The sequence below is a fragment of the Hymenobacter sp. B81 genome, from assembly GCF_044628455.1.
GTDB lineage: Bacteria > Bacteroidota > Bacteroidia > Cytophagales > Hymenobacteraceae > Solirubrum.
In genome coordinates, this window is sequence record NZ_JBIYZW010000002.1 from 1 (window position 1) to 26,480 (window position 26,480).

The window sequence follows — 26,480 nt, forward strand, 5'->3', positions numbered from 1 at the left end:
TAGCGGTATTGCTACCGCCCGTTCGACTTGCATGTATTAGGCCTGCCGCTAGCGTTCATCCTGAGCCAGGATCAAACTCTCCATTGTAGTATATTGTCGATCTAGTCGAAACTAGATCCATGTCGAGTGCTGATCCGACCCGTATTTGACGAGCTTCATTCTTGTACGCTGCTCGTTGCTCTGCCGAAGCAGAACAGTCTTACCAATTGTCTTTCCAGTCTTTCAAAGAACGTGTGCTAATTCCTTCTGAATCAGCTTGGCGGCTGCCTGAACAACCTCTCTTCTTGTTTGCTTGCCGAGCGTCGTTCCGTTCGGGGTTGCAAAGGTAAGAAGCTTTTTTCGTTTCGCAAGTTTTCAGCTAAAAACTTTTTAAATTTTTCTGCCGAGCTTTTCTGAACGTCCTCTTCCTTCTGAAGCGGGCTGCAAAGGTAAGAAGGCTTCTGACATTTCGCAGCCCGGCGCCACTTTTTTCTCAAAAAACTTTCGCCGGGCTGACGTCTCTCTGTTTCTTCTTACCCCCAAACGATGAGCAGGCCTTTCATTACAATAGAGGGTGTTGATAGGTTCAATGATCCGGACTATTTATTCAGTTATTGTCTTTCTCTACTTAGGCTCCCCTGTACTTCCCTAGCAATCAGCACATTGGTTCGGCGTAGAGAACTAGTGAAGAGCTTCATCAGCAACGGCCTCACTCAGTCGTTGCAATATAGAGCGAGCGAGTTTGCGCGGTGGGTGGCTAATTGCAGGACTGGGTTAATCACTTTCTCCATTCTCAGGAATGCTACCCGCTTTACAAAACGTCGGGCCGGCTCGTTGCCTTCAAAAGCGACGAGCCGGCCCGGCTTTAGCCAGCGCGCACTTTAGGGTTGAACAGCGTCTGGTTTGCGGGCACCGAACTCGATACTGGCCGCTAAGCCAATGGAGTAAGGCCGGGTGCGCTCAGTCCAGTTGCCGCTGGCATTGGCGTTAAGCGTATTCAAACCAGCTTCTGCTTCTGGACCTACCATGATTTTCCAGGGGGCTTTGGCCGAAGCGTATTGTACGCCCATATCGCCGCGGGCTGAGGCCAGCAGGCGGTTGTAGGTAACTTCGTCAAGTACTTCCTGCCCGTCCATCTGCAGCCGATTGCGGAGCAGCACGTTTACTGCCGCACCTACGGCTGCGTACAACGACCAGCCCGATTTGCGGCTGGCATAGCGCACCTGCAGGGGCATCCCGGCCGAGGTGAAGTTGTACGTAGCCAGACGCTGCTCGGGCGCTTTATAAGCTACCATGGGCGTCCCCGGTCCGTAAAGACTGGCGGGATTTTCTTCTACCACGGTGTTGCCCGAGGCTGAGCGCATCTCGACACCCGTCAGCAAGCTCCAGCGGTCGGCAAACTGCCAACTGCCGCCTAGCTGTCCTCGGTGCGCCAGGCCAGCGGCCAGTTCCGGACGCTTCTTAGACGTATAAGAGTTGCTGCGCGACATGGCATCAAAGCTCACAGCTGAGCTAGCCGCCGCCGTCAGAGCCGAAACGTTGGGGTCAAAGCGGGAAGCGGCGTACTGGGTCCGCCATTGCCATTTGCGAGCGGCAGCAGCATTGGGCTTTTCTTCTTCGGCTGCCGTTTCGGAAACCGTAGTGCCTAGTGCCAGCATAGGTGCCTGCAACAACGCGGCCTTAAGCGAGTCGGGCCGGGGCGACCAAGCACCATGGGGCAGTTGCGTGGCAATAAACTGTAGATGAGCTACCTCCCGGGCTGTTTGTTCAGCGTTGACCTCAAGCGCGGTGGATCCGGCGCTGCGGTAGCCCGTTAGACTTGCGTAGCTCCGGGCACCCCGCGCGGCTGCGGACATGGTTGCCCCCCCTTCACCGATGGCTGAACGTGTGGAAGCTGCCACTGACCGACTACGTGAACTACCCGCGGCGCTTCGCTCAACCCCGGCGAAAGCGGTTGGGGCTTGGTCATTGGCTTCAACAACTCCAGCTGCAGCACGACGGAAACGCTCCGCCACCGGGATTTCGTCGCCGGGCTGCGCAACGGAGGCAATTTGCGGCTCACTGCTGCGGGCGGGCACCGGTTCGCTTACCTGGCCCCCAGCACGTTGGCTAGTGGCCATGGTGGCTTCAGAGCCTTGCGGACGCTGGCTTGCAACACCGGGCTTGGCTTGGGCCGCGGCTGAATCGTCGCCGAGCGTTGCGCGCACAGTGGAAGCGGCAGCCAGCGGGCTATCGGCGGCCGCGCCAAACCGGCCCTGCTGGGTAAGCCAGGCACCACCGCTAAAAGTGGCTACGAGGCAGGCAGCGGCCGCCACCCAGCGCCAGGCACCCAGCCGACGGCGGTAGCCTTCGTTCTGGCGCAGCAGCAGTTCATGGTCAAGCCGGTCCCAAACATCGGCGCGGGGCGTTACTTCCGCTTCGGCGAGTTTCTGGCGAAACAAGTCCTCCAGACTGCCGGTGGACCGCTGCTCGGGGGTATTATCGGTAGAGGGAGTCATTGTAGCGGTAATCGAGGCGTTCCAGCTTGGTTTTGAGAATTACCCGGGCGCGGGCGTATTGCGACTTACTGGTTCCTTCGGAAATGCCCAGCATGTCGCCGATTTCTTTGTGGCCGTAGCCCTCAATGGCAAACAGGTTGAACACCGCGCGGTAGCGGGGTGCCAGCTCCTGAATCATCTTCAGCAGTTCTTCGAAGGAGTAGTTCGACAGAATAAACTCCTCGTCGGCAATGGTTTCGGGGTACTCGCTTTCGGTCACGGCCAGCATGGCGGCACTGCGGCGGTGCTGACGCAGGGCCGCATTAATCATGATACGGCGGATCCAGAACTCCAGCGGGCACTCGCGCCGAAACAAACGCAGGTTGTTGAAAACCGTTACGAACCCCTCCTGCAGCACGTCCTCGGCTTCGAACGTAGTTTGCGCGTAGCGCAGGCACACGGCCAGCATCCGGCCCGAGTAGCGCGTGTAGAGCTCTTTCTGCGCCACCCGACTACCCGCCAGGCAGGCATCGATCAGCTCGGTTTCGGTCCACTTGGCGGAGGGTTGCAAAGGCTTCACGGGCGGAGCGGAAGAAGCTGCCGCGGGGGCCGCATCCGAGGTCAGGCTACCGAATAACTTGCCAACGCTGCTGTTGGCCAACGACGCAGCCAGAGCGCTCATTGGGGCACCCGACCTGCGCGGCCGGCATTGGCAGCCACCCTGTGCGGGCGGCCGGGGTGAGAGTAAATGTAGCGGCGCTGCATACGCTTGAGCTATAAGACGAGACGCTGGCCGGTCAGACCAACGCCCCTATGAGACGGGTTGGGCCGGGGAGGTTGCACGGGCGGTATTTTTTCCCGGTTCCCTGCCTCGGTCTGAGAACTACAGCGGAGTCCGGTTGGCGCCGCAGTTAGTTTCTACAGCAGGTTTTGGGTGCGAATCAGGCCCATAAAGGCGTCGCGGTAGGCGTCGCCCACGGGCAGCAGGCGGCCGGCGACCTGCACTTTGCCGCGCTCCACGTGCTCGATGCGGCCCAGGGCCACGATGAAGGACTTGTGGATGCGGGCGAAGCGCTCGGGCGGCAGCACCTCCTCCACCCGCCGAAACGACTGCAGGGTGAGGATCTTGCTCCCGTCGGCGGTGTAAATCATCAGGTACTCCTTCATGCCCTCGATGTAGAGGATGTCGGCGAAGGCCACCCGCTGCAGCCGGTGCTCGTTTTTCACGAACATCGCGTCCGCTGCTCCCGCGGCCGGCGGCAGGAGCGCGGGGCCCACCGGCTCGGGCAGCTTGTCCGGGGCTGGGGCGGGCGGCACGGCAGCGGTTCGCACCTTGTTTACGGCCTGCAGAAACCGGTCGAAGGCAATGGGCTTGAGCAGGTAGTCGGCCGCGCTGAGCTCGTAGCTGCGCACGGCGTACTGGTCGTAGGCCGTAGTGAAAATCACCCGGGGGCCGGGCTGCGGCAGCAGCTGCACCAGCTGTAGGCCCGAGAGGCGGGGCATGTGAATGTCCACGAACAGCAGGTCGACGGGATGGTCCTGCACAAACGACAACGCCGCCAGCGCGTCGTGGAACTGTCCCTTCAGCGCCAGAAAAGGCACCTGCGCACAGTAGCCCACCAGCAGGTCGAGGGCCAGCGGCTCGTCGTCGATGACCACGCAGCTCAGGGTGCGGGTAGCGGTAAACTCCATAGTAACACGGCAAAAAGCTCGTCCGCCAAGTGGGTCAGGCGGGCTGCAAGGTAAGCGTCACCTGGTGTTCCCCGGCGGGCGTGCGCAGCTCGAGGTGGTAGCGCCCCGGGTACAGCAGCTCCAGGCGCCGGCGCAGGTTGGTGAGGCCCACTCCCCCGGGCTCGTGGGGCAGGCGCCGGTCGTCGGGCGCCACTTGGTTGCGCACCCTGAACCGTAGCTCGTCGTTGGCGCCGATTTCGAGCTGAATGACTACCGCCGGCCGGGCCGTGAGGTCGCCGTGCTTGAAGGCGTTTTCGACCAGCGGCAGCAGCAGCATGGGTGCAATGGGATACTGGTCGCCACCGGGGCCGCCGGCGTAGTCAAACACCACGGCTTCGGCGGCATTGCCGGGCAGGCGCAGGCGCTGCAGATCGAGAAAGCCGCGCAGGTGCTTCAGCTCCTGGGTCAGCGGCACGGTATCGGCGCTGCTCTCGTAGAGCATGTAGCGCATGATTTCGGCCAGGCGCAGCACGGCCTCGGGCGCCCGGTCCGATTTCTGGCTGGCCAGCACGAAGATGTTGTTGAGGGTATTGAACAGAAAATGCGGGTTGACCTGCATTTTCAGCAGCGAGAGTTCGGTGAGCAGCTGCTGGCGCTCCAGCTCGCGGCGGTTGCGCTGCTCGCGCAGGTAGTCGCCGGTAACCTTCAGGGCCGAGCTCAGGAAGACAATCATCAGCCCGAAAATGGTGTAGGGAATGATGTAGCCGGCCGTGCTCCGGGGGGACGGCCCCGCGGGCGCCGCCAGGCTTTGCAGCAGCACGGCCCCGGCCGCGCGCAGCGGCACGTAGGCCAGCAGAAGGCCCAGCACTCCTAGTATATAGGGTCCGAGCCGCCCCCGGCTGAGCGTGCGCGGAATCAGCAACACCCAGTTGGCATAGAATACCGCCGAGGCCACCAGGTCGTAGAGCAGGCGAATCAGCAGCTCGGCGGAGGAAGCACCAACCAACGCATCCTTGTGAAAGCTGAACATCTGCAGCGCGTCGGTGGCCAGCAAAACCAGCAGCCAGAGCAGGTGCACCCAACGGGGCACGTGCGCGGACTGCCCGGCCGCGGGCTGCAGGGCCCAAAGAAGTTGCAGACGACGAAAACCAGTAGCAGTCATAGCACAACGGCGGCCAACTGGGCCGGAACGAGTGAACGGCGCAAGGTACCGGCGGCCGGGGCGAAACGCCCCCTTTTTTCAACCAAAGCTCCTTTGTCGCCCCCCAACGCCGCGGCTGGCCGCCCCAATGGGGGCCGGGGCGTTGGGGCCGCCGGCCGGGGCATTGGTAAGGCTAAAATCGGAGTTGCGGCCGCCGCAGACGGGGTTGGTTGATTAAGCCGCCACGGGGTGAAAGCACCCGCTAGGTTTGCCTTCGTTCCGCCGCTACTCACCCCCCCTCCTGCTATGCAACCAGCCACCCTCGTCGAAACCCGGCAGCTGTCCTTCCGCTTCGGCGCCCGCCCCATCCTGCACCACGTCGACCTGGCCGTGCCGGCGGCCAGCATCTACGGTTTCCTGGGGCCCAACGGCGCGGGCAAAAGCACTACGCTGCGGGTGCTGCTGGGCTTGCTGCCCGCCCCGGCCGGCACCGTGCGGCTGTTCGGCCACGACCTGAGCCAGCACCGCCAGCAGGTGCTCAGCCGCGTGGGCGCCCTCATCGAAAACCCTTCGCTCTACGACCACCTCAGCGGCCACGACAACGTGGAAGCCACCCGCCGACTGCGCGGGCTGCCGGCCGACCGCAGCGCCGAAGTACTGGCCCTGGTGGGACTAAGCGCCGACGCCCACCGCCGGGTGCGCGAGTATTCGCTGGGCATGCGCCAGCGGCTGGGGCTGGCTCTGGCCCTGCTGCCCGACCCCGAACTGCTGATCCTCGACGAGCCCACCAACGGCCTGGACCCGCAGGGCATCAGCGAAATGCGCGCGCTGCTGCAGCGCCTGCAGCGGGAGCACGGCAAAACCATCCTGCTGTCGAGCCACCTCATCAGCGAGATTGAGCGCGTGGCCACCCACGTGGGCGTCATCCAGCAGGGCCGGCTGCTGTTCCAGGGTAGCGTGGCCGAGCTGCAGCGCCACCAGCACGGCCAGGCGCGGGTGCTCATCGAAACCGACGACGCGGCCCGCTGCCGCAACCTGCTGCCGCTGGACCTGGCCGACGCCGAGGTGCTGGCCGCGGGTACGCTGGCCCTGCCCTACCACTCGCCCGAGCACATGGCTTACCTGGCGCAGCAGCTGGTGGGCGCGGGCCAGCCCGTGTACGGCCTCAGCCGCCAGCAGCCCAGCCTCGAGCAAACCTTCCTGCACCTGACGGCCACCCCGGCCCGGTCAACCGCTCTGCCCCAATGAACCACGCCCTCACCTCCCGCCCTTCGGCCCTGCAGCAGCTGGGCCGCGCCCTGTCGGCCGACACGCTTAAGCTCAAGAACACGGCCGCGCTCTGGCTGAGTCTGGTCAGCGGCGCCCTGCCCGTGGCGCTGTCATTTCTGATTTACTTTTTCAAGGGCCACCAGCTGCTCAAGCCCGGGCAGAACCCCTGGCCCGACTACGTGCTGCACAGCTGGCGCACGGCCACCGGGCTGCTGCTGCCGCTGTTCGTGGTGCTGCTCACCAGCCTGCTGCTGCACGTCGAAAACAAGGCGGCGGCCTGGAAGCACCTGTACGCCCAGCCTCTGGGCCGCGGCACCCTGCTGGGCAGCAAGCTGCTGCTGCTGCTGGGCCTGAACCTGCTGGCCCAGGTCAGCTACGCACTGCTGCTGCTGGCCTCGGGCCTGCTGCTGGGCGTGCTGCGCCCCGGCCTGCTCTTCGCCGACTTTGCCCTGCCCCTGCTGCCCGCGGCCACGCTGCTAGCGCACACCTACCTGGCTACGCTGGGGCTGCTGGGCATTCAGTACGTGGCCAGCTTGTGGTGGCGCTCGTTCGTGCTGCCGGTGGCCCTGGGCATGGGGGCCGTCGTAGCGACCCTCACGCTCATGCGCTGGGAGCACATTGCCTGGATCCCCTACGCCGCCCCGCTTTTGTCGCTGCGCGACGTAGCCACCAGTGGCAGCCGCCTGCAGGTGCCGGCCGCGCTGGGTGAGGCGCACTGGCTGGCCCTGGGCTGGTTTGCGCTGGCCCTGCTGGTGGGCTTCGGGCTGCTGCGCCGCCGGGCCGAGCAGTAAGGCCGAGCCAGGATCCGAGGGCAGGTTCGCTAAGCCGGGCAGCTTCAGGGGCTTGCCCGTTTTTCGCCCAAATTCTCCTTCCCCCAGTGCAACCCCGGAGCTAGCCAACGTGACCTTTGCCGCAGGCAGATTTCCCAACCCCACATCATTGGGTGATGGAAAAGCCCGCCCGACTTCGGTCCTTTGCAGCGCCCAAGCCCACCCAGCTTGCCTACTCCGTCAATTACTTCCGCCGATTGTTTGTCCTGATGGCTTTATCGCCTGCTCAATTATTCCGCTAGCAGCTTCGTTTCGCGCTTTTTTTCCTGGCTCCTACGTGAGCCGGCCACCCCGACTGACGATACCCGGCCGCGTGCAGCGCTGCCTCGTCGCCCCCTCCTACTCTCGCTTCTCACTTCCCTCCCATCGTATGAAAAACACCGTACTGCTCATGCTGGCCTCGTCCAGCCTGCTTTCCGGTTCTGCCCTGGCCCAGGCTCCCGCCCCGGCAGCCCGCCCCGCGGCCGGCGCCCCCGGTGCTCCGGCCGCGCTGGCCACCAGTCCCGCCCCGCGCGGCAACGGCCGCATCAGCGGAACGGTGCTCGACGGCACCACCAAGCAGCCCGTGGAGTTTGCCACCGTGGCCCTACTGCCCGCCACCGGCGAAAAGCCCCTCGACGGCACCGTGGCCGACGACAAGGGACGCTTCACGCTGAAAGGCCTCGCGCCGGGCTCCTACCGCTTGTCCATCAGCTTTATCGGCTACGGCAGCCAGGTGCAGCCCATCACGCTCAGCGAGGGCAAGATGACCCTCGACCTGGGCAACGTGAGCCTGGCCTCGGAGGCCAAGCAGCTGGGTGAGGTGACGGTGACCGGGGAGCGGCCGGTGGTGGAAAGCAAGCCCGACCGGCTGGTGTACAACGCCGCCCAGGACGCCACCAACAAAGGCGGTACCGCCGCCGACGTGCTGCGCAAGGCCCCCATGGTGAGCGTGGACCCCGACGGCAACCTGCAGCTGCGCGGCTCGGGCAACGTGCGCGTGCTCATCAACGGCAAGCCCTCGGCCGTGGTGGCCAACGACGTGGCCCAGGCCCTGAAGCAGCTGCCGGCCGACCAGATCAAGAACGTGGAGGTGATTACCAATCCCTCGGCCAAGTATGACTCGGAGGGCTCGGCGGGCATCATCAACATCGTGCTCAAGGAAAACAACCTGCAGGGCATCAACGGCAACGTGGGCCTGGCCCTGGGCACCCGCAACTCCAACGGCAACCTGGCCCTGAACGTGCGCCGCGGCAAGCTGGGCATTTCGTCGGCCCTCAACGGTTGGGCCTTCTACGCCCCCGGCGTGCAGGGCGTCGACCGCGTCGACCGCAACGCGACGGGCGTGGTGCAAACGCCCGACGGGCCGCAGAACGTGGCCACCACCGGCTATTTGATGCAGCGCAACGACGGCAACGGCGGCGGCGGCGGCGGCAACGGCCGCATCGGGCTGGATTACGAGCCGGCCCCCAACCACGCCTTCAACCTGTCGCTGAACGGCAACGTGTTCCGCAATCAGTTCGACGTGGACGTGGTGAGCCAGTACTACCTGGAGCAGGGCGCGCCCACCAGCCAGCGCAACAACTTCGAGCGGGAGCTGCTGCAGAAGTTCCGCACCTACAGCTACGACCTCACCGGCTCCTACACCCGCAGCTTCGGCCAGCAGAGCCGCCGCGAGTGGACGGTGCTGGCCCAGCACAACCGCAACCGCCGCAACAGCTCCTACGACGTGGACGAGTTCGGCCTGTACGCGCCGCACGTAAACCCTTACTACCGCGAGTACAGCCCCAACGAGGCCACCAACCAGGAAAACACCCTGCAGACCGACTACGTGCACCCGCTCTCAGACAAGCAAACGGTGGAAGTAGGCGGTAAAATCATCCTGCGCGACGTGACCAGCGACTTCCGCCTGCTGAACGCCCGCAACGGCGGCGAGCTGACCCTGGACCCCACGCGCACCAACGTGTACAGCTACAACCAGGACGTGCAGGCCGGCTACGCCACCTACGCCACCTCCCTGGGCAAGAAGTACAACGTGCGCCTGGGCGGCCGCGTGGAGCGCACCGAGCTGGGCGGCAACTTCCAGGGCCAGGACGACCGGTTCAGCACCAGCTACACCAACCTGCTGCCCAACGTGGCTCTCACGCGCAACCTCAAGCAGCAGGGCTCGACGCTGCGCCTGAGCTACTCGCGCCGCATCCAGCGCCCCAGCATTTTCTACCTGAACCCCTACCCCAACCAGACCGACCCCTACAACCTGCAGCGCGGCAACCCCAAGCTGAACGCCGAGTACTCAGACAACTACGAAGTGAACTGGAACACCTTCGTAAAGGGCTCGGTCATCAACCTCACGGCTTACTCGCGCATCACCAACAACGCCATTGAGGCCAAGCGCGAAACCCGCGCCGGCACCGATCCGGCGGGCAATGCCATTACCCTGGTAGAAACCACCTACGGCAACATTGCCCGCAACCAAACCTACGGCACCAACCTGTTCGGCTCGGTGAAGCCGGTGCCGAAGTGGGACATCAGCGGCAACGTGAGCATCTACTACGTATACCTGAACAGCGCCGCGCTCAACACCTCCAACAGCGGCGTGGTGTACTCGGCCAACCTGAACTCGGGTTATAAGTTCGACAAGGGCCTGAGCCTGCAGTTCTTCGGCATGCTCAACTCGCCCCGCATTCAGCTGCAGGGCACCTCGTCGGCCTGGCAGATGTACTCCATCGGTCTGCGCAAAACCCTGTTCAAGGACAAGGCCGACCTGACCCTGAACGCCGACAACCCCTTCACCAAGTACGTGCGCCTGACCAACGACTTCGAGACGGTGCAGTCCAAGCAAACCAACACCACCAAGGTGTTCAACCGCGGCGTGCGGGTGGCCTTCAGCTACCGCTTCGGCAAGCTGGAAAACAAGCCCCAGCGTCCGCGCCGCTCGATTCGCAACGACGACCAGAAAGCCGGTGAAGGCGGCAACGGCCCCGGCAACTAGGCTTCAGAACTTAGAGCTGAGCGCTTAGAAAGGTCCATTCCTATTGGCTCCACGCAAGCAAAACCGCCCGAAGCTCCTGGCTTCGGGCGGTTTTGCTTTGCATCAGCTTGCTGGACGCTTGCGGCTTAGCATTGGCCCGCGCCCGCATAACCCGCCACTGGCAACTGGTAACTCACAACTGACAACCCAGACCCTTACCGATTCCAGATCTGCCAGGCTTCCTCGGCCTGGCGGCAAAGCATGTCGAAGCCGTTCTGGGTGCTGGCGCCGGCTTCGCGGCCGCGGCGCAGAAACTCCGTCTCGCTGGGGTTGTAAATCAGGTCGAAGAGGTGATGGCCGGGGCCGAGGTACTCGTAGGGCAGGGCCGGGCAGGCCTCGGTATTGGGGTACATACCCAGCGGCGTGGTATTGATCAGCAGCGGGTGTTCGTGAATGACCTGGGGGGTGAGGTCTTGGTAGGTCAGGCCGCGGCCCAGCGCGTCGCGCGATACCAGCCAATAGCGGATACCCAGCTCGCGTAGCGCCGCTTCCACGGCCTTGGCCCCGCCGCCGGTACCCAGCACCAGCGCCGGCCCCGTGCCGCGGTAGGCGCGGCGCAGCGAGTCGCGGAAACCGCTGTAGTCGGTGTTGTGGCCGACGAGCCGGCCGTCGGCCGCAAACTCGATAACGTTGACGGCCCCGACGCGGGCGGCCGAGGGCGCCACTTCGTGCAGGTACAGCAGCACCTGCTCCTTATAGGGAATGGTCACGTTGAGGCCCGCCAGCTGGGGGCGCCGCGCCAGCAGCCCGGGCAGCTCCTGGATGTCGGACAGCTCAAAGGCCTCGTAGCTGTGGTCGGCCAGGCCCAGCTGCTCGAACTTCTGATTGAAGTAAGTCGGGGAAAACGAATGGCGGAGCGTGCGGCCAATCAAGCCAAATTCGCGGGGCATAGACAAGGGAATACCGCCTCAAGAAACGAAAAAACCGCCCCGGAGCCTAAGTGCCGGGGCGGTTTCAGGTTGCAACGGGCGGCCGGGCGGCTAGCGCGGGGCCGAGGCGAAGCGCTGCTTCAGGAACTCAATCACCACCGGCAGCACCGATACGGCAATAATCAGCAGGGTGAACACGCCGAAGTTTTTCTGGATAAACTCGATACGGCCCAGAAAGTACCCGGCCATCGTCAGCGAGGTCACCCACACCACGCCACCCACCACGTTGTACGACAGAAACTTGCCGTAGCTCATGGTGCCGACCCCGGCAATAAAGGGCGCGAACGTGCGCACGATGGGCACGAAGCGGGCAATGATGATGGTTTTGGCGCCGTGCTTTTCGTAGAACTCCTGGGTGCGCAGCAGGTGCTCGCGCTTCAGGAAGCGGTAGTCGCGCCGGAATACGCGTGGCCCGATGTAGTCGCCGATGTGGTAGTTGAGCGTGTCGCCCAGCACCGCCGCCACAATGAGCAGCACCATCAGCAGCACCACGTTGAGCGGGCTGTTGGGCAGGGCGGCCAGCGAGCCGGCGGCAAACAGCAGCGAGTCGCCGGGCAGGAAGGGCAGCACCACCACGCCCGTTTCCACGAAGATGATCAGGAACAGGATGGCGTAGGTCCAGACGTCGTACTGCTGAATCAGCTCAGCCAGGTGCTTGTCGAGGTGCAGAACGATGTCAATGAAGTCCTTTATTATTTCCATGCGGGCGAAGATTATCCGGCAAAGGTAAGCGCCCGGGCGGCAACGTGGGCAACCGCCGCGGGCGCCGGGCCGCTCACAGCACCGGAATGGGCTGCTTGTGCTCGTCGATGGCCACGAAGGTGAAGGTGCCCGCCACGGCGTGCTGTCGCCGGGGCGAGTACATTTCCTCGACGTGAATGTCGACGGCCACGTCCAGGCTCTTGTTGCCCAGCCGCGTCACGCGCCCGATCAGCTCCACGATGGTGCCGGCCGGAATGGGCATGTGAAAGTCGATCTGCCCCGACGAGACGGTGACCATGCGCTTGCGGCTGAAGCGCGTGGCGGCAATGAAGGCCACTTCGTCCATGAGCTGCATGGCCGTGCCGCCGAACAGGGTGTCGTAGTGGTTGGTGGTGTTGGGAAATACCGCCTTGAAAATGCGGGTTTCGGCTTGGGCAATGCGCTGGGCAAGGTCAGTCATGGCAACGAGGCTGGAAAAATGGTGGCGGACATACGGCGGCGCCGCGCCCCGGCAGCCTCTGCCCGGACCTCACCAAAACGCGCCCGCCCCGTTGCGGCTCAGCCACCAACGACAAACGCAGGAATTTCCCGGGCCGGACGGGTGCTTCAGGTCGCGAAAGCACGCATCACGAAGTAGCCGGGCAAGTATCTGGCTTATACTCCACCCCTGGGCGCCGCCGCCCGGTGGAGTACTTACAGTTGCGCGTCAGCCCGTGAGTTGCACACGGTTCCTTGTTCGTTTCGGCCCTGAAGGGGCGAAAACCCGGCTACAGCAAATGTGAATGGCAAAGAACGGGCTGCAAGTATAACAGCTCCCGCCCCGATCGGCCTGCGGCCCCCGCAGAGTGCAGTCCGCTGCGGTTCTGCACCAGCGCCGCTGCTACTGCTTCAGCAAGGTCGTGCTTGGTACGGCGCCCGAGCCCAGGCGCAGGTGGTATAAACCAGCCGGCAGCAGGTTGCCGGGCACTACCGTTTCGCGCCCCGTAACCTGCCCCTGACTCCGCACCCGCCCCAGGGCATCGAACAGGTAATAAGGCCCCCGGTAATCGGTGCGCAGCTGCCAACTGTCGGCGCTGGGGTTGGGGTAGGCTTCGGCCAACACCGGAGAAGCTCCGCGCGGCCGCGCGGCCAGCACGGTGCCACTGCTGCTGCCGAAGTAGTTTACCCGGCGCACCTCGCCCGCGGCGGTGCGAAAGCGGGGCTCTACTTGAATCCACCAGTAGCGCCACCGCCCGGCCACGGCAGCGCGGGCTACTACGAAGCCCGGCACCCCGTCGCGGAAAAACCCGCGGCCACCGGTGCCGCCGCTGCCGGTCACCTCGTAGTCGAGGTAGCCGCCGCTTTGCCAACTCAGCCCGCCCGCAATCAGCTGCCCGGCCTGAAACCGCTCGGCGCTGTCGAACTCGAAGGAGTCGCAGGCAATTTCGAAGCCGGGATGCAGCCGCGCCAGCCTGAACGTGCGCGTGCTGGTGCCGGGCCCCGGGGGCACGAAGATGTCGTTGCTGAACACTACGTCATCTACGCCGTCGGCGTCGAGGTCGAGGCGCGCGGCGGCTGTGAGCGAAGCCGGGGCCAGCCGCGGCGACTCCCACCCGACCGGCCACGTAGCGGCCCCCAGGGGGTGTACTACCTGCGCCCGGCTCAGGCCGGGCGCGGCCAGGAACAGCAGCAAACCAAGGGTTCGTTTTGTCGGCATAGAATCAGGCCTGGGCGAACCTTGTTGTCCGCGCCTTCGCCGTTGAAAGTAAGCGTAGCCGGCCGGAAGCACTGCTCTGCGGCTGATTTATTGCCCCTGCTTCGGCCGGCGACTGGGCAAGCCGGACCGCCCGAGTCCGGCTGAGGTTTAGTTGATCGGCTCCCGGGGCACTCCTGCCTGCGCGGGTTCTTCCCAGCGGCGGAAGCCGGGCAAAAACCAAGCAGCCGGCGCGGGGCCGGCTGCTGGTTGGTCATCGAGAAAGGTCGGCGCTTAGCCCCGCGGCATGGAGGTGCCGGGCTTGCCGGGCGCTTTCACTTCGGGCTTGAACATCTCGTCGACCCCATCCATGTCGAGGAAGTGGGTGAAGGTGTCGCCGCGCAAGCCCAGGCGGATGGTTTCCAAACTCACGATTTCGTTGGGGGCGATGTTGCCCAGGTTCACGTTGGCGCCGAGCAGCTTGATAAACCATACCTGCTGGGCTTTCTGCGGGGCTTCCCAGAGAATCTTCTCGAAGGGAATCTGGGTCAGGATTTCCTCAACCAGGCCCGAGCGCACTTCGCCGGTCGAGCGGAACAAGCCCACGTTGCCGGCCTCGCGGGCCTCGCCAATCACCTTCACGGCACCTGCTTCGAGCTCGGTGCGCATCTGCTGAATCCACTTGTAGGGCGGGATGATCTTCTCGGCGTCCTTGGAGCCGACCTCCGACAGCACCTTCACCTGGCCCGAGAGCTGGCGGATGAATTCCAGCTTCTGCTCGTGCACCAGGTCGATGGAGCCGTCCGACACCTCGGCGTATTCCATGCCGAACTGGTCGAGCAGGCGGCGGTAGTCGTCGAACTGCCCGCGGATGATGAAGGCTTCGAACAGGGTGCCGCCGAAGTATACCGGAATGCCGGCCGCCTTGTAGGCGTCGAGCTTGCGCTGCAGGTTGCCCGTGACGTAGGAGGTGGCCCAGCCCAGCTTCACGATGTCGGTGTAGGCGGCGCCCACCTCCAGGAAGTCTTCGACTTCGCGCACGCTCAGGCCCTTGTCCATGACCATGGTGAAGCCTTGTTCGCGGGGTTTCTGGGTGCGCTCGGGCAGCTGCGAGAGAGAGTAGTTCATTCTTTGGGGTCTTGGAAGCTTGGGGTCTGGGGGGCGTGGCCCGCCGACCCGGCCGCAACGCGGCGCGGCAAAAGTACGCCCAAACCCCAAACTGCCGGGCTAAAAAACCGCCCCGCCCGTTTAGCCCGCAACAAGCGGCCAAACGGGCGGGGCGGGTAAAAGCCTAACCAAGCTGGCTTTGAAACGGCGACGTTCAAGCCCGGCCGTTCCCCATCTTATTTCCGGTACTGATCGATGAGGCGGGTAAGGGCCCGCTGCTGCTCCAGCTCAGGAAAGAACTCAAACAGCATCCGGTGCTTGTCGAAGTCGAGCAGCAAGGCGTTTTCCAGTACGTCGTAGGCCTGCCGGTAGCGGCCGGCGGCCAGCAGGTAGGCGCACAGGCGGTAGAGCAGCTCGGCATCGGCGGGCTGCAGCTCGGTGGCGGTGCGCATCAGGTCGATGGCCGCGTCGAAGTTGCCCTGCTCGTAGAGAATGGCGCTCCAGTTGATCCAGCCCTCGGGCGCGTCGGGCGCCACCTGGGTGGCCCGGTCGTAGGCTTCAATGGCGCTGACCACATTGCCCACCTGGTACTCGGCCCGGCCCAAAGCCAGCCAGTACTCGGCGCTTTCGTCAAACAACGTCACGGCCTTGCGGTAGAAGTGCAAGGCCTCAAACCATTTTTCCTGGGCGTCCAGAATCACGCCGATGCCGAACCAGGCCTCGTCCATGTCGGGGTTCAGGTCGAGGGCCTTCTGGTAGAAGCGGCGGGCCGTGTCCCACTCGGCCAGCTTCTCGTGGCACTCGCCGATGTTGCACAGCGCCTCGGCAGTGGGCTCCCCGGCCGGATAGCTCAGCTCAAACTCCTCGATGGCGCGGCGGTACTGCTCCAGGCTCACGTAGGTGCTGGCCAGGTAGGCGTGCGCCTCGTAGAACTTGGGGTCGATGACGATGGCGTAGTCGAAAGCGGCCACGGTATCGTCGTAGCGGCCGGCCTTGTAGTAAGCCTGCCCCAGGTTGTACCAGGCAATGGCCGAGTACGGGTCTTCGTCGGTGAAACGGCGGAAAAACTCCAGGTTTTTCTCCAGGCGCCCCGACACTTCCAGGCAGTAGAGCAGCTCCTGCACGGCCGCGTCGTTGTCGAAGTTCAGGCGCAGGCTCTGCTTGTAGTTGCGGGCCGCGCTCTTGAACTTCTGCCACTGCTGGTAGGCTAGGCCGAGGTTGAAGTAAATGTCGTCGCGGTCGGGGGCGCGCTGAATGGCCTGCTCGAAGTAGCCCACGGCCGCGGCCAAGTCGCCGCGCTGGGTGGCAATGATGCCGCGGGTCACGGCCACGTCGGCGTTGTCCGGCTCGCGGGTGGCCACCTCGTCGATCTGGGCCAGGGCCGCGTCGTACTCGCCGCGCATGGCCAGCACCTGGGCGCGGTCGACCAGCAGCTCGTTGGAAAACGGGTACTGGGCCACGGCGGCTTCGCAGGCCTGCAGGGCGCGGTCGTACTGGGTGCTGGTGGTATAGTGGTCGATAATGGTTTCAAAATCGCCCAGGTCGAAAAACACCGGCTCGCCCTCGTCCATCATGCGCTCAAAGCGGCGCACGGTGGCCAGGATTTCGTCGCGTTCTTCGGATGGTTCGTTCATTCTCATGCGTTCTGCTTCACTGCTCTACCGGCCCACTGTAAGGATTCAAAGCCGTTAACTGCCGGGCCCGCCCACGGCGCGCCGGGCCCTAGGATACAACAACCCCGCCCGGCGCGGGGGAGTTCGACCGCGCCGCCAAAGCGGCGCAGCACCAGGCAATGGTTTCGGCCAGGGGCCGGAACTGCTGCCCCGTGGCCGCCAGCACCTTGGACGAGCGGTACTCCACCGGCCGGCGGCTGGCCCGGGCGGTGTCTTTGGTGATAAGCGGACGCGAGCCGGTGAGGGCGCCGCGCGCGCGCTCCAGGCGCCAGATAACCTCGGCGGCCCAGCCCGGCACGGCCACCGTGGGCGGCTTTTTGCCGAAGCAGGCGGCGGCCTGGGCAAAAAAGTCGCGCAGTGGCAGGCTGGCCGCGCTCAGCACGTACCGCTCGCCCTGCAGGGCGGGCCGGTCCAGCGTCAGGCGCAGCATGGCTTCCACCACGTCGCGCACGTCCACAAAATTAATGCTTCCGGGAGTGTAAAACGAATGCTCCTGCCAGGCATAACGAAACAGCCGGGTGCTGCTGCGCGTCCAGTCGGTAGCGCCCAGCACCACGGCCGGGTTCACGACAACGGCATTCAGCCCCTCCGACACCCCGCGCCACACTTCCAGCTCGCCCAGGTACTTGGAAGTGGCGTAGGTTGAATGCTCGGCGTTCAGGTCCCACTTGGCGGTTTCGTCGAGCACCGGCGAGGCCGCCAGCTCGGGCAGCCCGCCCAGGGCCGCCACCGACGAAACGTGGCACAGCCGCACCCCGGCTTGGGCCAAGCAGGCATCGACCACGGCCGCGGTGCCTTCCACGTTCACCTGGCGCAGCAGCTCGGCATCCTGCGGGGCGTACGACACCACACCGGCGCAGTGAAACACATGGGTAACGTCAGTTAGGGCCGCGCGCAGCAGGGCCGAGTCGCGCACGTCGCCTTCTACCCACTCCACGCCCCCGGTTTCGGCCAGGTGCGCCGGAATCTGCCGGCGGTAGAGGGCACGCACGGCCAGGCCCCGCGCCCGCAGCGCCGGAATCAGGTAGGAGCCAATCAAGCCGCTGCCGCCGGTAACGAAGATCATAGCTTCAATGATGGAATGACGGAATGATGGAATGATGGAATGATTGGGGCAGGCGCCTTATTCAATCATTCCGTCATTCCATCATTCACCCATTGATTTACAGGTCGCGGTTCAGCAAAGGCAGGGCGAGCAGGCGGGGCAGGTAGCTCGACTGCAGTACGCGCTGCAGGGCGCTGGCGTGCTTGAGGTGGTGCATGTCGGTGCCGGCCAGGTCAATCAGGCCGGCGTCGATGAGCTTCTCGGCCACCCGCTTGGCGCTGGGCGAGTAGTAGCCCACCAGGGAGTTCAGGTTGAGCTGCAGCAGCACGCCCTGCTCGCGGATGCGCGCCAGCTCCTCGAAGCGGCCGTAGAGGTAGGTGTAGCGCTCTGGGTGGGCCAGCACCGGCTGGTAGCCCGCGGCCTTCAGCCCGAACACGATTTCGTTGAGGTTGAAGGGCTCGTTGATGTAGGACGTCTCGAACAGCAGGTAGCGCCGCTCGCCGCCGAAGCTCAGCAGCTCCTGCCCCTGCTCGAGCTTGCGCGTGAGCGACTCATCCAGGTAGTATTCGGCGGCGCATTCCAGCTCCAGCTCAATGCCGTTGTCGGCCGCCACGGTGCGCAGCGCCGCCAGGGCGCCGCGAATACCCTCGGGCGTGTTGCGGTAGAAGTCGCCCATGATGTGGGGCGTCATCACCAGCTTGCGGTAGCCCAGCTGCTGCATCTGGCGCAGCAGCTCCACCGACTGCTCCAGGGTTTCGGCGCCGTCGTCGAGGCCGGGCAGCAGGTGGGAGTGCATGTCGGTGCCCAGCGCCGCCAGCGAGGTCAGCGCGGGCGCACTGGCGGAGCGGCCGAAAAGCTTTTGGAAGAAAGAAGCCATATCGGGGGCAACTTACGAAAAGCGCCGCCGCAGCCGATTTAGCAGTCCTTTGGAAGCCTGGCTTTCCTCGTAGTAGCCGTAGCCGCTGCCGTAGCCATACCCGTAGCCGTAGCCATACCCGTAGCCGTAGCCGTACATGCCGCCGGCGCGGGCATCGTTGAGGATGGTGGTGAGCTTGTTGAAGCCGCTGCTGCGCACCAGCTTGTTGACGTTCTTGAGGAAGGCCTTCTTCGAGTAGTTGGCCCGCACGATGTAGATGGGAATGTCCACCTTGCGCATGATCAGAATGCCGTCGGTCACCAGGCCCACGGGCGGGGTGTCGATAATGACCACGTCGTAGCTCTGCTGCAGGTGGGCCAGCATCTGGTCGAACTCGGGGTGCAGAATCAGCTCCGAGGGGTTGGGCGGCGTGGGCCCGGCCGGGATAAAGTCCAGGGTCGGAATGCTGGTTTTCTGCACGCACTCATCCACGCTGTGGCGGTTGATGAGGATGGTGCTCACGCCCTTGGTGTTTTCGGCGTCGAAGGCCAGGTTCACCTTGGGCTTGCGCATATCCAGGTCCAGAATCACCACCCGCTGGTCCGACAGGGCAATGATGCCGCCCAGGTTCACGGCCACGAAGGTTTTGCCCTCGCCCGAAATCGTGGACGTAATCGAAATCAGGCGCTTGCTCTTGTTCGAGGGCGCCATGAACTCCAGGTTGGTGCGGATGGAGCGAATGGCCTCGGAAATGGCCGACTTGGGGTTCTTGTCCACAATCAGCTTCGACACGGCCAGCTTTTCCTTGTCGTAGGCCGGCACCACGCCCAGCACCGGGGCCGAGGTGTTGCGCTCCAGCTCGCGGATGTTGGTGACGGTGTTATGCAGCATGTAGCGGGTGGCTACCAGGCCCAGGCCCAGGGCAATGCCCAGCGCCAGCCCAATGGCGTACACGATCAGCTTCACCGGGAAAATGGGCGCCTGCGGCAGCGAAGCCGGGGCCAGAATCTGGAAGTCGGGCGTGGTGCCGGCTTTGGCGATGCTGAACTCCACCTTCTTGTCCATCAGCATCAGGTAGGACTTCTCGTAGAGCTCGAAGGGACGGCGCAGGCGGGCCAGCTCGGTTTCCTTTTCCGGCATCTGGGCCATCCGGGCCTCCAGCTCGCGCTGCTGGCCGTTGAGGTCGGCAATTTCCTTGTTGAGCAGCTGCCGGGTGCTTTGCAGCAGGTTGCGGATGTTGCGGCGGTTGAAGTCGATGGCTTCCTTGCGCAGCTGCACGGCCGTGCTGGCAGGTCGGTACGACTCGAGCAGGCGGTTCATGTCGGCCTGCTGGTCGTTGAGCACGGTCATCTGCTGGGTAATGCGCTGGTCGTCGAGCAAAGCCACGGCCGGAATGCTCTCCTCCACCGTTTCGCCTTCGCGGGTAAACACCCGGTTCTGGCTCACTATCTCGCTGACTTCGGCCAGGGCACTGGCCTTGCGCATCAGCTCCTCGCGCTTTTTCTGCAGTTCGGTCATCAGCCCGGTCACCGCGGCCAGGTCCGATTTCACGTCGTAGGTTTTGTTGCGGCGCACGAAGTCCTGCATGGCCTGCTCGGCCTGCTGCAGCTTCTGGCTGTTCTCGCTCAGCTGGCCTTCCAGGAAAGCCAGCGTCTGCTGGGTAGCCAGCGAGTTCTTGGCCAGCTTTTCCTGCAGGTACAGCGTGTCAATCTTGTTGACGATGTCGTGGGCCTTCAGCGGGTTGTGGTCCTTGAAGGAGATGCCGATGGTGTTGGCCTCGGGATTGATGATTTCGACGATCAGGTTCTCATCGAAGTAGCGGGCAATGGCCGCGTCGTCGTTGATGACGAAGTAGTAGTTGGGCGTGAGCGTGCTGGCGTTGAACTTGACGTCGGTGCGGTACAGCGTCAGGTCAATACCGGGCAGCGAGATGGGCTGGCCGAAGCGGTACTCGTTGCTGACCTCGCGGCCGGCCTGCAGGAACGACAGGCGGAAACGCTGCGCGTCGAGGATGTCGACGTTGAGCTTGCTGTTGTAGAAGCGCTGGTCCTGGATGCGGTACTCCACTCGGAAGGGCGAGGTTTTGTACAGCTCCGAGGCCAGCACCGTGCCCTCGTTGTAGTAGTTCACCCCCAGGTCGAGCGAGTCGCGCAGGCGTTGGTAAATCAGGTTGGACTTGATCAGCTCGATTTCACCCGCCAGGTTTTTGCTGTTCTGGCGCGCGTTGCCGCCCGAGTTGCCGCCCAGCTCTTCCAGCCCGAGCACGCCGGCCTGGGTTTTCTGGTCGATTTTGAGCGTCGACGAGGACTGGTAGACCGGCGGCGTGTAACGCAGGTACAGCCAGGCCGCCGTCATGGTGAGGATAATCAGCAGCAGCATCCAGGGCAGGCTGCGCCGCGTGACCATAATCAGCGTGGCAAGGTCCAGACCCGCACCGCCGTCCTCCTCGGGTTCTTCTGTATTAGCGGTGTGAATCAGGTCTTCCAGATCCACGTCCTTATTTGCTGCCATAAAATCAAAAAAACGCTCAACGGGGATGAGGCGGCCCCTCAGGGTGCCGCCAGCGGGTAGCTCCGCCGCTACAGCCGTCTGATCAGGAAAAGGGTAGTAACAAAGCTCGTGAGGCTAGTGAAGATGGTCAGCACGGGGCCGATATCCTGCACGGCTTCGAGCACCGGTCGGCGCAGCGGCTCGATGTACACCACGTCGTTGGGCTGCACGCGCAGGCTGGCGCTGCGCATGCCCTCGATGGTGGTCAGGTCAATGATCTGCACCTGGGCCTTGCGCAGGTCGCCGTCGGCCCCGGGCCGGATCAGGCGAATGTTGTAGGCCCGCCCGTAGCGGGGCTGGCCGTTGCCCATCATGCCGTTGCCGTCGATGCCGCCCACGGCCGCCAGCACCTCCAGCAGGTTCATGTTCTCGTTGTTCATCGGGATGATGGCCCCGCCCGGGGTACCCAGCACGATGATGCGGTTGTTGGTCACGCGCGACTGCACAAACACGCCCCGGTAGAACTCTTCGTAGCGCACCTGCAGCAGGCTGTCGAGCTGCGGCACGGTGAGGCCCGCTACCGGCACCCGGTACACTACCGGCAGCATCACGCTGCCATCGGGCTGCACGAGGTAGTCGGTGGAAAGGGAGGCTCCCCCGCCCTGGGCCGCGCCAATACTGGCGCGGGCCGCGCCGCCACCCGCGCGGGTGCTGGGCGTAATGCGGCTGGGCGTGCTGCCGGTACCGGCCGCGCCGGTGCTGGCCCCACCCGGGGCCCCGAAGCCGAGTTCCCCGTTGGGGTCAATCAGCCGCTCGCCCTGGTTGGTGTATACCCGCACCTCGAGGTAGTCGTGGGGGCGGATGCGGTATTTATTTTCGGCTGCGCGCATGGCGCCCCGCAGGCGAACCGAATCGGGCTGCGCGGTGGCGTCGGTGCGGAAAAGGATGTTCTGCCGATAGGCGCGCGAGGAAGCGCAGGACACAAGCAGGGCCAGGGGAAAGGCCAATAGCAACAGGCGCAGGGCGCGAGGCAGGGATGTCGTGAGCATGAAAACCGGCGGACCGGCGCGGGGGTTACTGAAGGAACAGGGACCGGGGGCAACAACGCCGCAGGGCGTCATTTTGTCCCAAAAAACCGTCAAAGAAACCGAATTACCGCGGCGCATCAAAATAAGCGGGGGCGCGCGGCCGGCCTTAGCATGGTATCCGACCCACATTTTTTGTACCTTCGCCAACCCAAAATCGGCCCTGTCGGGCCGTTCCGCCCCGTTTCTTTTTCCCCTTTTCTTTTCCCCTGCCCATGGAACTGGTAGCTACCGAAAACCAGACAATGATTGCCCAGATGGTGCGCGACTTCGGTGCGGCGCACATCAAACCCAAGATGCGCGAGTGGGACGACACCCAGGAATTCCCGGTGGAAGTGTTCCACAAGCTGGGCGAGCTGGGCCTGATGGGCGTGCTGGTGCCCACCGAGTACGGCGGCGCCGGCTTCGGCTACACCGAGTACGTGACGGCCATTGCCGAGCTGTCGAAGATTGACCCGAGCATCGGCCTGTCGATGGCGGCCCACAACTCGCTCTGCACCGGCCACATTCTGCAGCACGCCTCCGAGGAGCAGAAGCGCAAGTACCTGCCCAAGCTGGCCTCGGGCGAATGGATCGGCGCCTGGGGCCTGACCGAGCCCAACACCGGCTCCGACGCCGGCAACATGCGCACCACGGCCGTGCTCGACGGCGACCATTACGTGCTCAACGGCGCCAAAAACTTTATCACCCACGGCAAAAGCGGCAACGTGGCCGTGGTTATTGCCCGCACCGGCGAAGTGGGCGACTCCCGCGCCATGACGGCCTTCATTATCGAGCGCGGCACGCCCGGCTTCGCGGCCGGCCGCAAGGAAGACAAGCTGGGCATGCGAGCCTCGGAAACCACCGAGCTGATCTTTACCGACTGCCGCGTGCCGGTGGAAAACGTTATCGGCGAGGTGGGCGACGGGTTTGTGCAGGCGCTGAAAGTGCTCGACGGCGGCCGTATCTCCATTGCGGCCCTCTCGCTGGGCATTGCCCAGGGCGCCTACGAAGCCGCTCTGCAGTACTCCAAAGAGCGGCACCAGTTCAATCAGCCCATCAGCAACTTCCAGGGTATCGGCTTCAAGCTGGCCGATATGGCCACCGAAATCGAGGCGGCTTCGCTGCTGACCTACCGCGCGGCCGATATGAAGGACCAGGGCCTGAACGTGAACCGCGAGTCGGCCATGGCCAAGCTCTACGCCTCGGAAGTGTGCGTGCGCGCCGCCAACGAAGGCGTGCAGATTTTCGGCGGCTACGGCTACACCAAGGACTACCCGGCCGAGAAATTCTACCGCGACTCCAAGCTGTGCACCATCGGCGAGGGAACCTCGGAAATCCAGAAGCTGGTCATTGCCCGCACCATCCTCAAGTAAGCCCGGCAGCCGCTTCGTCCCAGTCCCGCTGACCAGTGGCCCGCCGGAAACCGCAACCGGGGGCCATCGGCATCATAGTCATTCATTTGCATGCTAAAAAATCTGTGGTTATCTTTGCGGCCCTCAAACTCTGAAACTCACGCTTTCTTTTTTTATGCTCATCGTCCAAATCAAGGAGAACGAGTCGGTTGACCGCGCCCTCAAGCGTTTCAAGAAAAAATTCGAGCGCACGGGTGTGCTGAAAGAACTGCGTCGCCGCACCTTCTTCCAGAAGCCGTCCATCACCAAGCGCAAGCAGCGCCAGAAGGCCGCCTACAAGCAGGCGACCTACGGTGAGCAAAACTAAGTAGCCCCCGGCCCTGCCCTTGCGGGTGGTGGTTTCCGGCCTTTGCTATCCGGTTAGCCGGCTCCGCTTCTGCGGGGCCGGCTAACCGTTTTTTTATGTTCGTTTTGTCGGGGCGGTTTCCTACATTGGCCTTCCGCCCGCTGCCGTTGTCGCGGCCTTTCCATGGAGGCATTCATTGATTTCCTGCGCTTCGAGCGCCGCTATTCGCCGCACACCATCCTCTCCTACCGCACCGACCTGGAGCAGTTTGGCCAGTACCTGCAGGCCACCTTCGCCCTGAGCGACGCGGCCGCGGCCGACCACACCCTGATTCGCTCGTGGATTGTGAGTTTGATGGAGCAGCAGCGCGACCCGCGCACGGTGAACCGCAAAATTGCCTGCCTGCGCTCCTACTACAAGTTCCTGCTGCGCACGGGCCGAGTGGCGCGCAACCCCATGCTGCGCATTCAGCCGCCCAAGATGAGCAAGAAGCTGCCCGACTTCGTGCCCGAAGAACCGCTCAACGGGCTGCTGAACACCTTCGAGTTTACCGACGACTTTGCCGGCCGCCGCGACCAGCTCATTCTGGAAATGCTCTACGGCACCGGCATCCGCTTGTCCGAGCTCATCGGCATCCGCCACGACGACGTGAGCTTGCCCGCCCGCACGGTGCGCGTCACGGGCAAGGGCAACAAGCAGCGCATCGTGCCGCTGAACCCTTCCCTGCTGCTGGTTATCGAGCAGTACCTCAGCTACAAAGCCGGCGAGTTCGGTTCCGGCGACAACGCCGGCGGGCCGCTGCTCGTTACGGACAAAGGCCAGGCGCTCTATCCGCAACTGGTGTACCGCACCGTGAAGCACTACCTGGGGCTCATCACCTCGGCGCCCGGTCAGCAGCACCCCCACGTGCTGCGCCATTCCTTTGCCACGCACCTGCTGGGCAAAGGCGCCGATCTGAACGCCATCAAGGAGCTGCTCGGCCACGCCAACCTGGCCGCCACGCAGGTGTACACCCACTTGAGCATAGACAAGCTGAAAGCCGTTTTTGAAAAGGCCCACCCTAAGGCCTGATTTTTTCCCTTTCTCCTACCCAAACATCCACGACCGATGAAAGTACAGATGCAATCGGTGCACTTCACCGCCGACCAGAAACTGCTCGACTTCATCCAGAAGCGCCTTGATAAGCTTGAGACCTTTTACGACCGCGTCACGGAGGGCGAAGTAATCATGCGCCTCAACAACGAGGGCATTGCCAATAAAACCGTCGAAATCAAGCTCTACGTGCCCGGCACCACCCTCTTCAGCCAGGAAGACGCGGGCACCTTCGAGGCGGCCGCCGATGCCGCCGCCGAACAGCTCAAAAAGCAGCTCATCCGCCACAAGGAAAAGCAGGTAGCCCACTGAGGCCGGCCCTGACCACTTGAAACGCCAACGGCGCCCGTTCCAGCTGGAACGGGCGCCGTTGCGCTTTGGAGGCTTCGTCGGGGGCTTACAGGCCGAAAGCCTGCTTGATCTGGTCGACGTAGTCGAGCTTTTCCCAGGTGAAGGTTTCCACCTCGCGGGTTTCGCCGCCGGCCAGTTGCACCGTCTTCTTTTGCGGCTCGCGGCCCATGTGCCCGTAGGCGGCCGTTTCGCCGAAGATGGGGTTCTGCAGACCGAAGCGCTGCACGATGGCGTAGGGGCGCAGGTCGAACAGCTGATCGACTTTCTCGCTGATCTGACCGTCGGTAAGCTTTTCGCCGTTGGCGCCGGTAGCTTTAGTGGTACCGTAGGTGGTCACGTACAAGCCCACGGGCTTGGCCACGCCGATGGCGTAGGCCACCTGCACCAGTACCTGGTCGGCCACGCCGGCCGCCACCAGGTTTTTGGCAATGTGGCGGGCCGCGTAAGCGGCCGAGCGGTCAACCTTCGAGGAGTCTTTGCCCGAGAAGGCACCGCCGCCGTGGGCGCCCTTGCCGCCGTAGGTGTCCACGATGATCTTGCGGCCGGTCAGGCCCGAGTCGCCGTGGGGGCCGCCGATGACGAACTTACCCGTGGGGTTGATGTGGTAGGTGATGGCGTCGGTGAACAGCTGCTGCACCTCGCTGCTCAGCCCCGACTTCACGCGCGGAATCAGGATGCCCTTCACGTCGTCGGAAATGCGCTTGAGCATGGTTTCCTCCGAGCCGTCGAAGTCGTCGTGCTGGGTGCTGACCACGATGGTGTCGATGGCCTCGGGCGTACCGGCGTCGCTGTAGCGGATGGTCACCTGCGACTTGGCGTCGGGGCGCAGGTAGGTCATCTGCCGGCCTTCCTTGCGGATGGCGGCCAGCTCGCGCAGCAGGCGGTGCGAGAGGTCGAGGGCCAGCGGCATGTAGTTGTCGGTTTCGCGCGAGGCGTAGCCGAACATCATGCCCTGGTCGCCGGCGCCTTGGTCTTCGGGGTTCTGGCGCTCCACACCCTGGTTGATGTCGGGGCTCTGCTCGTGCAGGGCCGAGAGGATGCCGCAGCTTTCGGCTTCGAACTTGTACTCGGCCTTGGTGTAGCCGATGCGGCGAATCACGTCGCGGGCGACGCTTTGCACGTCCACGTAGGCCTTGGATTTTACTTCGCCCGCAACCACCACGAGGCCCGTCGTCACGAGGGTTTCGCAGGCTACTTTGGAGGCGGGGTCCTGGCGCAGAAACTCGTCGAGGATGGCGTCAGAAATCTGGTCGGCGACTTTGTCGGGGTGACCTTCCGAAACGGATTCGGAGGTGAACAGGTAGGGCATTGCGAATACGTGCCGGCGTCGGTGAAACCTGAAACCCCCGGAACGACGCCCCGGCAGAGCGGGTCCCGGGGAGGGGCCGCAAAGCTACCGAAATTCGGGCAAGTGGCCCAGC

Annotated in this window: 22 protein-coding genes, 1 rRNA gene and 1 riboswitch; of the genes, 7 read left to right on the plus strand and 16 right to left on the minus strand. The window is 63.9% G+C overall.

Annotation, left to right across the window (positions count from 1 at the left end):
• The 5 genes from ACE191_RS11170 to ACE191_RS11190 all read right to left on the minus strand — a co-directional run.
• Positions 1-87: ribosomal RNA gene (locus ACE191_RS11170) — 16S ribosomal RNA — on the minus strand; the annotation flags it as partial.
• Between the two features lie 773 nt (positions 88-860).
• Positions 861-2,477, minus strand: coding sequence for a hypothetical protein (locus ACE191_RS11175; protein ID WP_400192308.1), 1,617 nt, complete (start codon positions 2,475-2,477; stop codon positions 861-863).
• Entirely contained in the window at positions 2,458-3,036 is a 579-nt protein-coding gene (locus tag ACE191_RS11180) for an RNA polymerase sigma factor (RefSeq protein ID WP_400192309.1), read from the minus strand. The genes ACE191_RS11175 and ACE191_RS11180 overlap by 20 nt, the downstream gene beginning before the upstream one ends.
• 338 nt (positions 3,037-3,374) lie before the next feature.
• A complete protein-coding gene (locus ACE191_RS11185) occupies positions 3,375-4,148 on the minus strand; it encodes a LytR/AlgR family response regulator transcription factor (RefSeq protein WP_400192310.1) in 774 nt (257 codons plus the stop codon).
• 34 nt (positions 4,149-4,182) lie between these two features.
• Positions 4,183-5,289 (minus strand): sensor histidine kinase, encoded by a 1,107-nt coding sequence (locus ACE191_RS11190; protein ID WP_400192311.1) that lies wholly within the window; start codon positions 5,287-5,289, stop codon positions 4,183-4,185.
• A 285-nt stretch (positions 5,290-5,574) separates the two neighbouring features.
• On the opposite strand from ACE191_RS11190, the gene ACE191_RS11195 reads away from it, so the two are divergent.
• The 3 genes from ACE191_RS11195 (at position 5,575) to ACE191_RS11205 (ending at position 10,338) form a co-directional block, all read left to right on the plus strand.
• Positions 5,575-6,516, plus strand: a complete 942-nt coding sequence (locus tag ACE191_RS11195) for an ABC transporter ATP-binding protein (protein ID WP_400192312.1) — start codon at positions 5,575-5,577, stop codon at positions 6,514-6,516.
• A complete protein-coding gene (locus tag ACE191_RS11200; RefSeq protein WP_400192313.1) occupies positions 6,513-7,328 on the plus strand; it encodes an ABC transporter permease in 816 nt (271 codons plus the stop codon). The genes ACE191_RS11195 and ACE191_RS11200 overlap by 4 nt, the downstream gene beginning before the upstream one ends.
• A 409-nt stretch (positions 7,329-7,737) precedes the next feature.
• Positions 7,738-10,338, plus strand: a complete 2,601-nt coding sequence (locus tag ACE191_RS11205; protein ID WP_400192314.1) for a TonB-dependent receptor domain-containing protein — start codon at positions 7,738-7,740, stop codon at positions 10,336-10,338.
• 194 nt (positions 10,339-10,532) lie between these two features.
• On the opposite strand, the gene ACE191_RS11210 is transcribed toward ACE191_RS11205, so the two are convergent.
• The 10 genes from ACE191_RS11210 to ACE191_RS11255 form a co-directional block, all read right to left on the minus strand.
• Entirely contained in the window at positions 10,533-11,267 is a 735-nt protein-coding gene (locus tag ACE191_RS11210) for a shikimate dehydrogenase family protein (protein WP_400192315.1), read from the minus strand.
• 90 nt (positions 11,268-11,357) lie between these two features.
• Entirely contained in the window at positions 11,358-12,008 is a 651-nt protein-coding gene (locus ACE191_RS11215; protein ID WP_400192316.1) for a DedA family protein, read from the minus strand.
• 73 nt (positions 12,009-12,081) lie between these two features.
• Complete coding sequence (locus ACE191_RS11220) at positions 12,082-12,468, minus strand: acyl-CoA thioesterase (RefSeq protein WP_400192317.1); 387 nt, start codon at positions 12,466-12,468, stop codon at positions 12,082-12,084.
• Positions 12,469-12,630: 162 nt separating this feature from the next.
• Positions 12,631-12,790, minus strand: a riboswitch (cobalamin riboswitch).
• A gap of 98 nt (positions 12,791-12,888) precedes the next feature.
• The gene (locus ACE191_RS11225; protein WP_400192318.1) at positions 12,889-13,704 is read right to left on the minus strand and encodes a T9SS type A sorting domain-containing protein; all 816 of its coding nucleotides are present in this window, start codon (positions 13,702-13,704) and stop codon (positions 12,889-12,891) included.
• 270 nt (positions 13,705-13,974) lie between these two features.
• On the minus strand, positions 13,975-14,808 hold the full coding sequence (locus ACE191_RS11230; RefSeq protein ID WP_400192319.1) for a phosphosulfolactate synthase: 834 nt from the start codon (positions 14,806-14,808) through the stop codon (positions 13,975-13,977).
• A 215-nt stretch (positions 14,809-15,023) separates the two neighbouring features.
• Positions 15,024-16,421, minus strand: a complete 1,398-nt coding sequence (locus ACE191_RS11235; protein WP_400192320.1) for a tetratricopeptide repeat protein — start codon at positions 16,419-16,421, stop codon at positions 15,024-15,026.
• Between the two features lie 88 nt (positions 16,422-16,509).
• Positions 16,510-17,526 (minus strand): NAD-dependent epimerase/dehydratase family protein, encoded by a 1,017-nt coding sequence (locus ACE191_RS11240; RefSeq protein ID WP_400192321.1) that lies wholly within the window; start codon positions 17,524-17,526, stop codon positions 16,510-16,512.
• 97 nt (positions 17,527-17,623) lie between these two features.
• Positions 17,624-18,382: a tyrosine-protein phosphatase gene (locus ACE191_RS11245; protein ID WP_400192322.1), complete on the minus strand. Its 759-nt coding sequence runs from the start codon at positions 18,380-18,382 to the stop codon at positions 17,624-17,626.
• A gap of 12 nt (positions 18,383-18,394) precedes the next feature.
• A complete protein-coding gene (locus tag ACE191_RS11250) occupies positions 18,395-20,872 on the minus strand; it encodes a GumC family protein (RefSeq protein WP_400192323.1) in 2,478 nt (825 codons plus the stop codon).
• 68 nt (positions 20,873-20,940) lie between these two features.
• Positions 20,941-21,900, minus strand: a complete 960-nt coding sequence (locus tag ACE191_RS11255; protein WP_400192324.1) for a polysaccharide biosynthesis/export family protein — start codon at positions 21,898-21,900, stop codon at positions 20,941-20,943.
• 251 nt (positions 21,901-22,151) lie between these two features.
• Between ACE191_RS11255 and ACE191_RS11260 the strand changes: the two genes are divergently transcribed.
• The 4 genes from ACE191_RS11260 (at position 22,152) to hpf (ending at position 25,020) form a co-directional block, all read left to right on the plus strand.
• Entirely contained in the window at positions 22,152-23,291 is a 1,140-nt protein-coding gene (locus ACE191_RS11260) for an acyl-CoA dehydrogenase family protein (RefSeq protein ID WP_400192325.1), read from the plus strand.
• Between the two features lie 154 nt (positions 23,292-23,445).
• On the plus strand, positions 23,446-23,637 hold the full coding sequence (gene rpsU / locus ACE191_RS11265) for a 30S ribosomal protein S21 (protein WP_151079822.1): 192 nt from the start codon (positions 23,446-23,448) through the stop codon (positions 23,635-23,637).
• Between the two features lie 162 nt (positions 23,638-23,799).
• Positions 23,800-24,687, plus strand: coding sequence for a tyrosine-type recombinase/integrase (locus ACE191_RS11270; RefSeq protein ID WP_400192326.1), 888 nt, complete (start codon positions 23,800-23,802; stop codon positions 24,685-24,687).
• A 36-nt stretch (positions 24,688-24,723) separates the two neighbouring features.
• Positions 24,724-25,020, plus strand: coding sequence for a ribosome hibernation-promoting factor, HPF/YfiA family (gene hpf, locus ACE191_RS11275; protein WP_400192327.1), 297 nt, complete (start codon positions 24,724-24,726; stop codon positions 25,018-25,020).
• A gap of 85 nt (positions 25,021-25,105) precedes the next feature.
• Here the strand turns inward: hpf and metK are convergent, their stop codons facing one another.
• The gene (gene metK, locus ACE191_RS11280; RefSeq protein WP_400192328.1) at positions 25,106-26,368 is read right to left on the minus strand and encodes a methionine adenosyltransferase; all 1,263 of its coding nucleotides are present in this window, start codon (positions 26,366-26,368) and stop codon (positions 25,106-25,108) included.
• Positions 26,369-26,480: the final 112 nt, after the last annotated feature.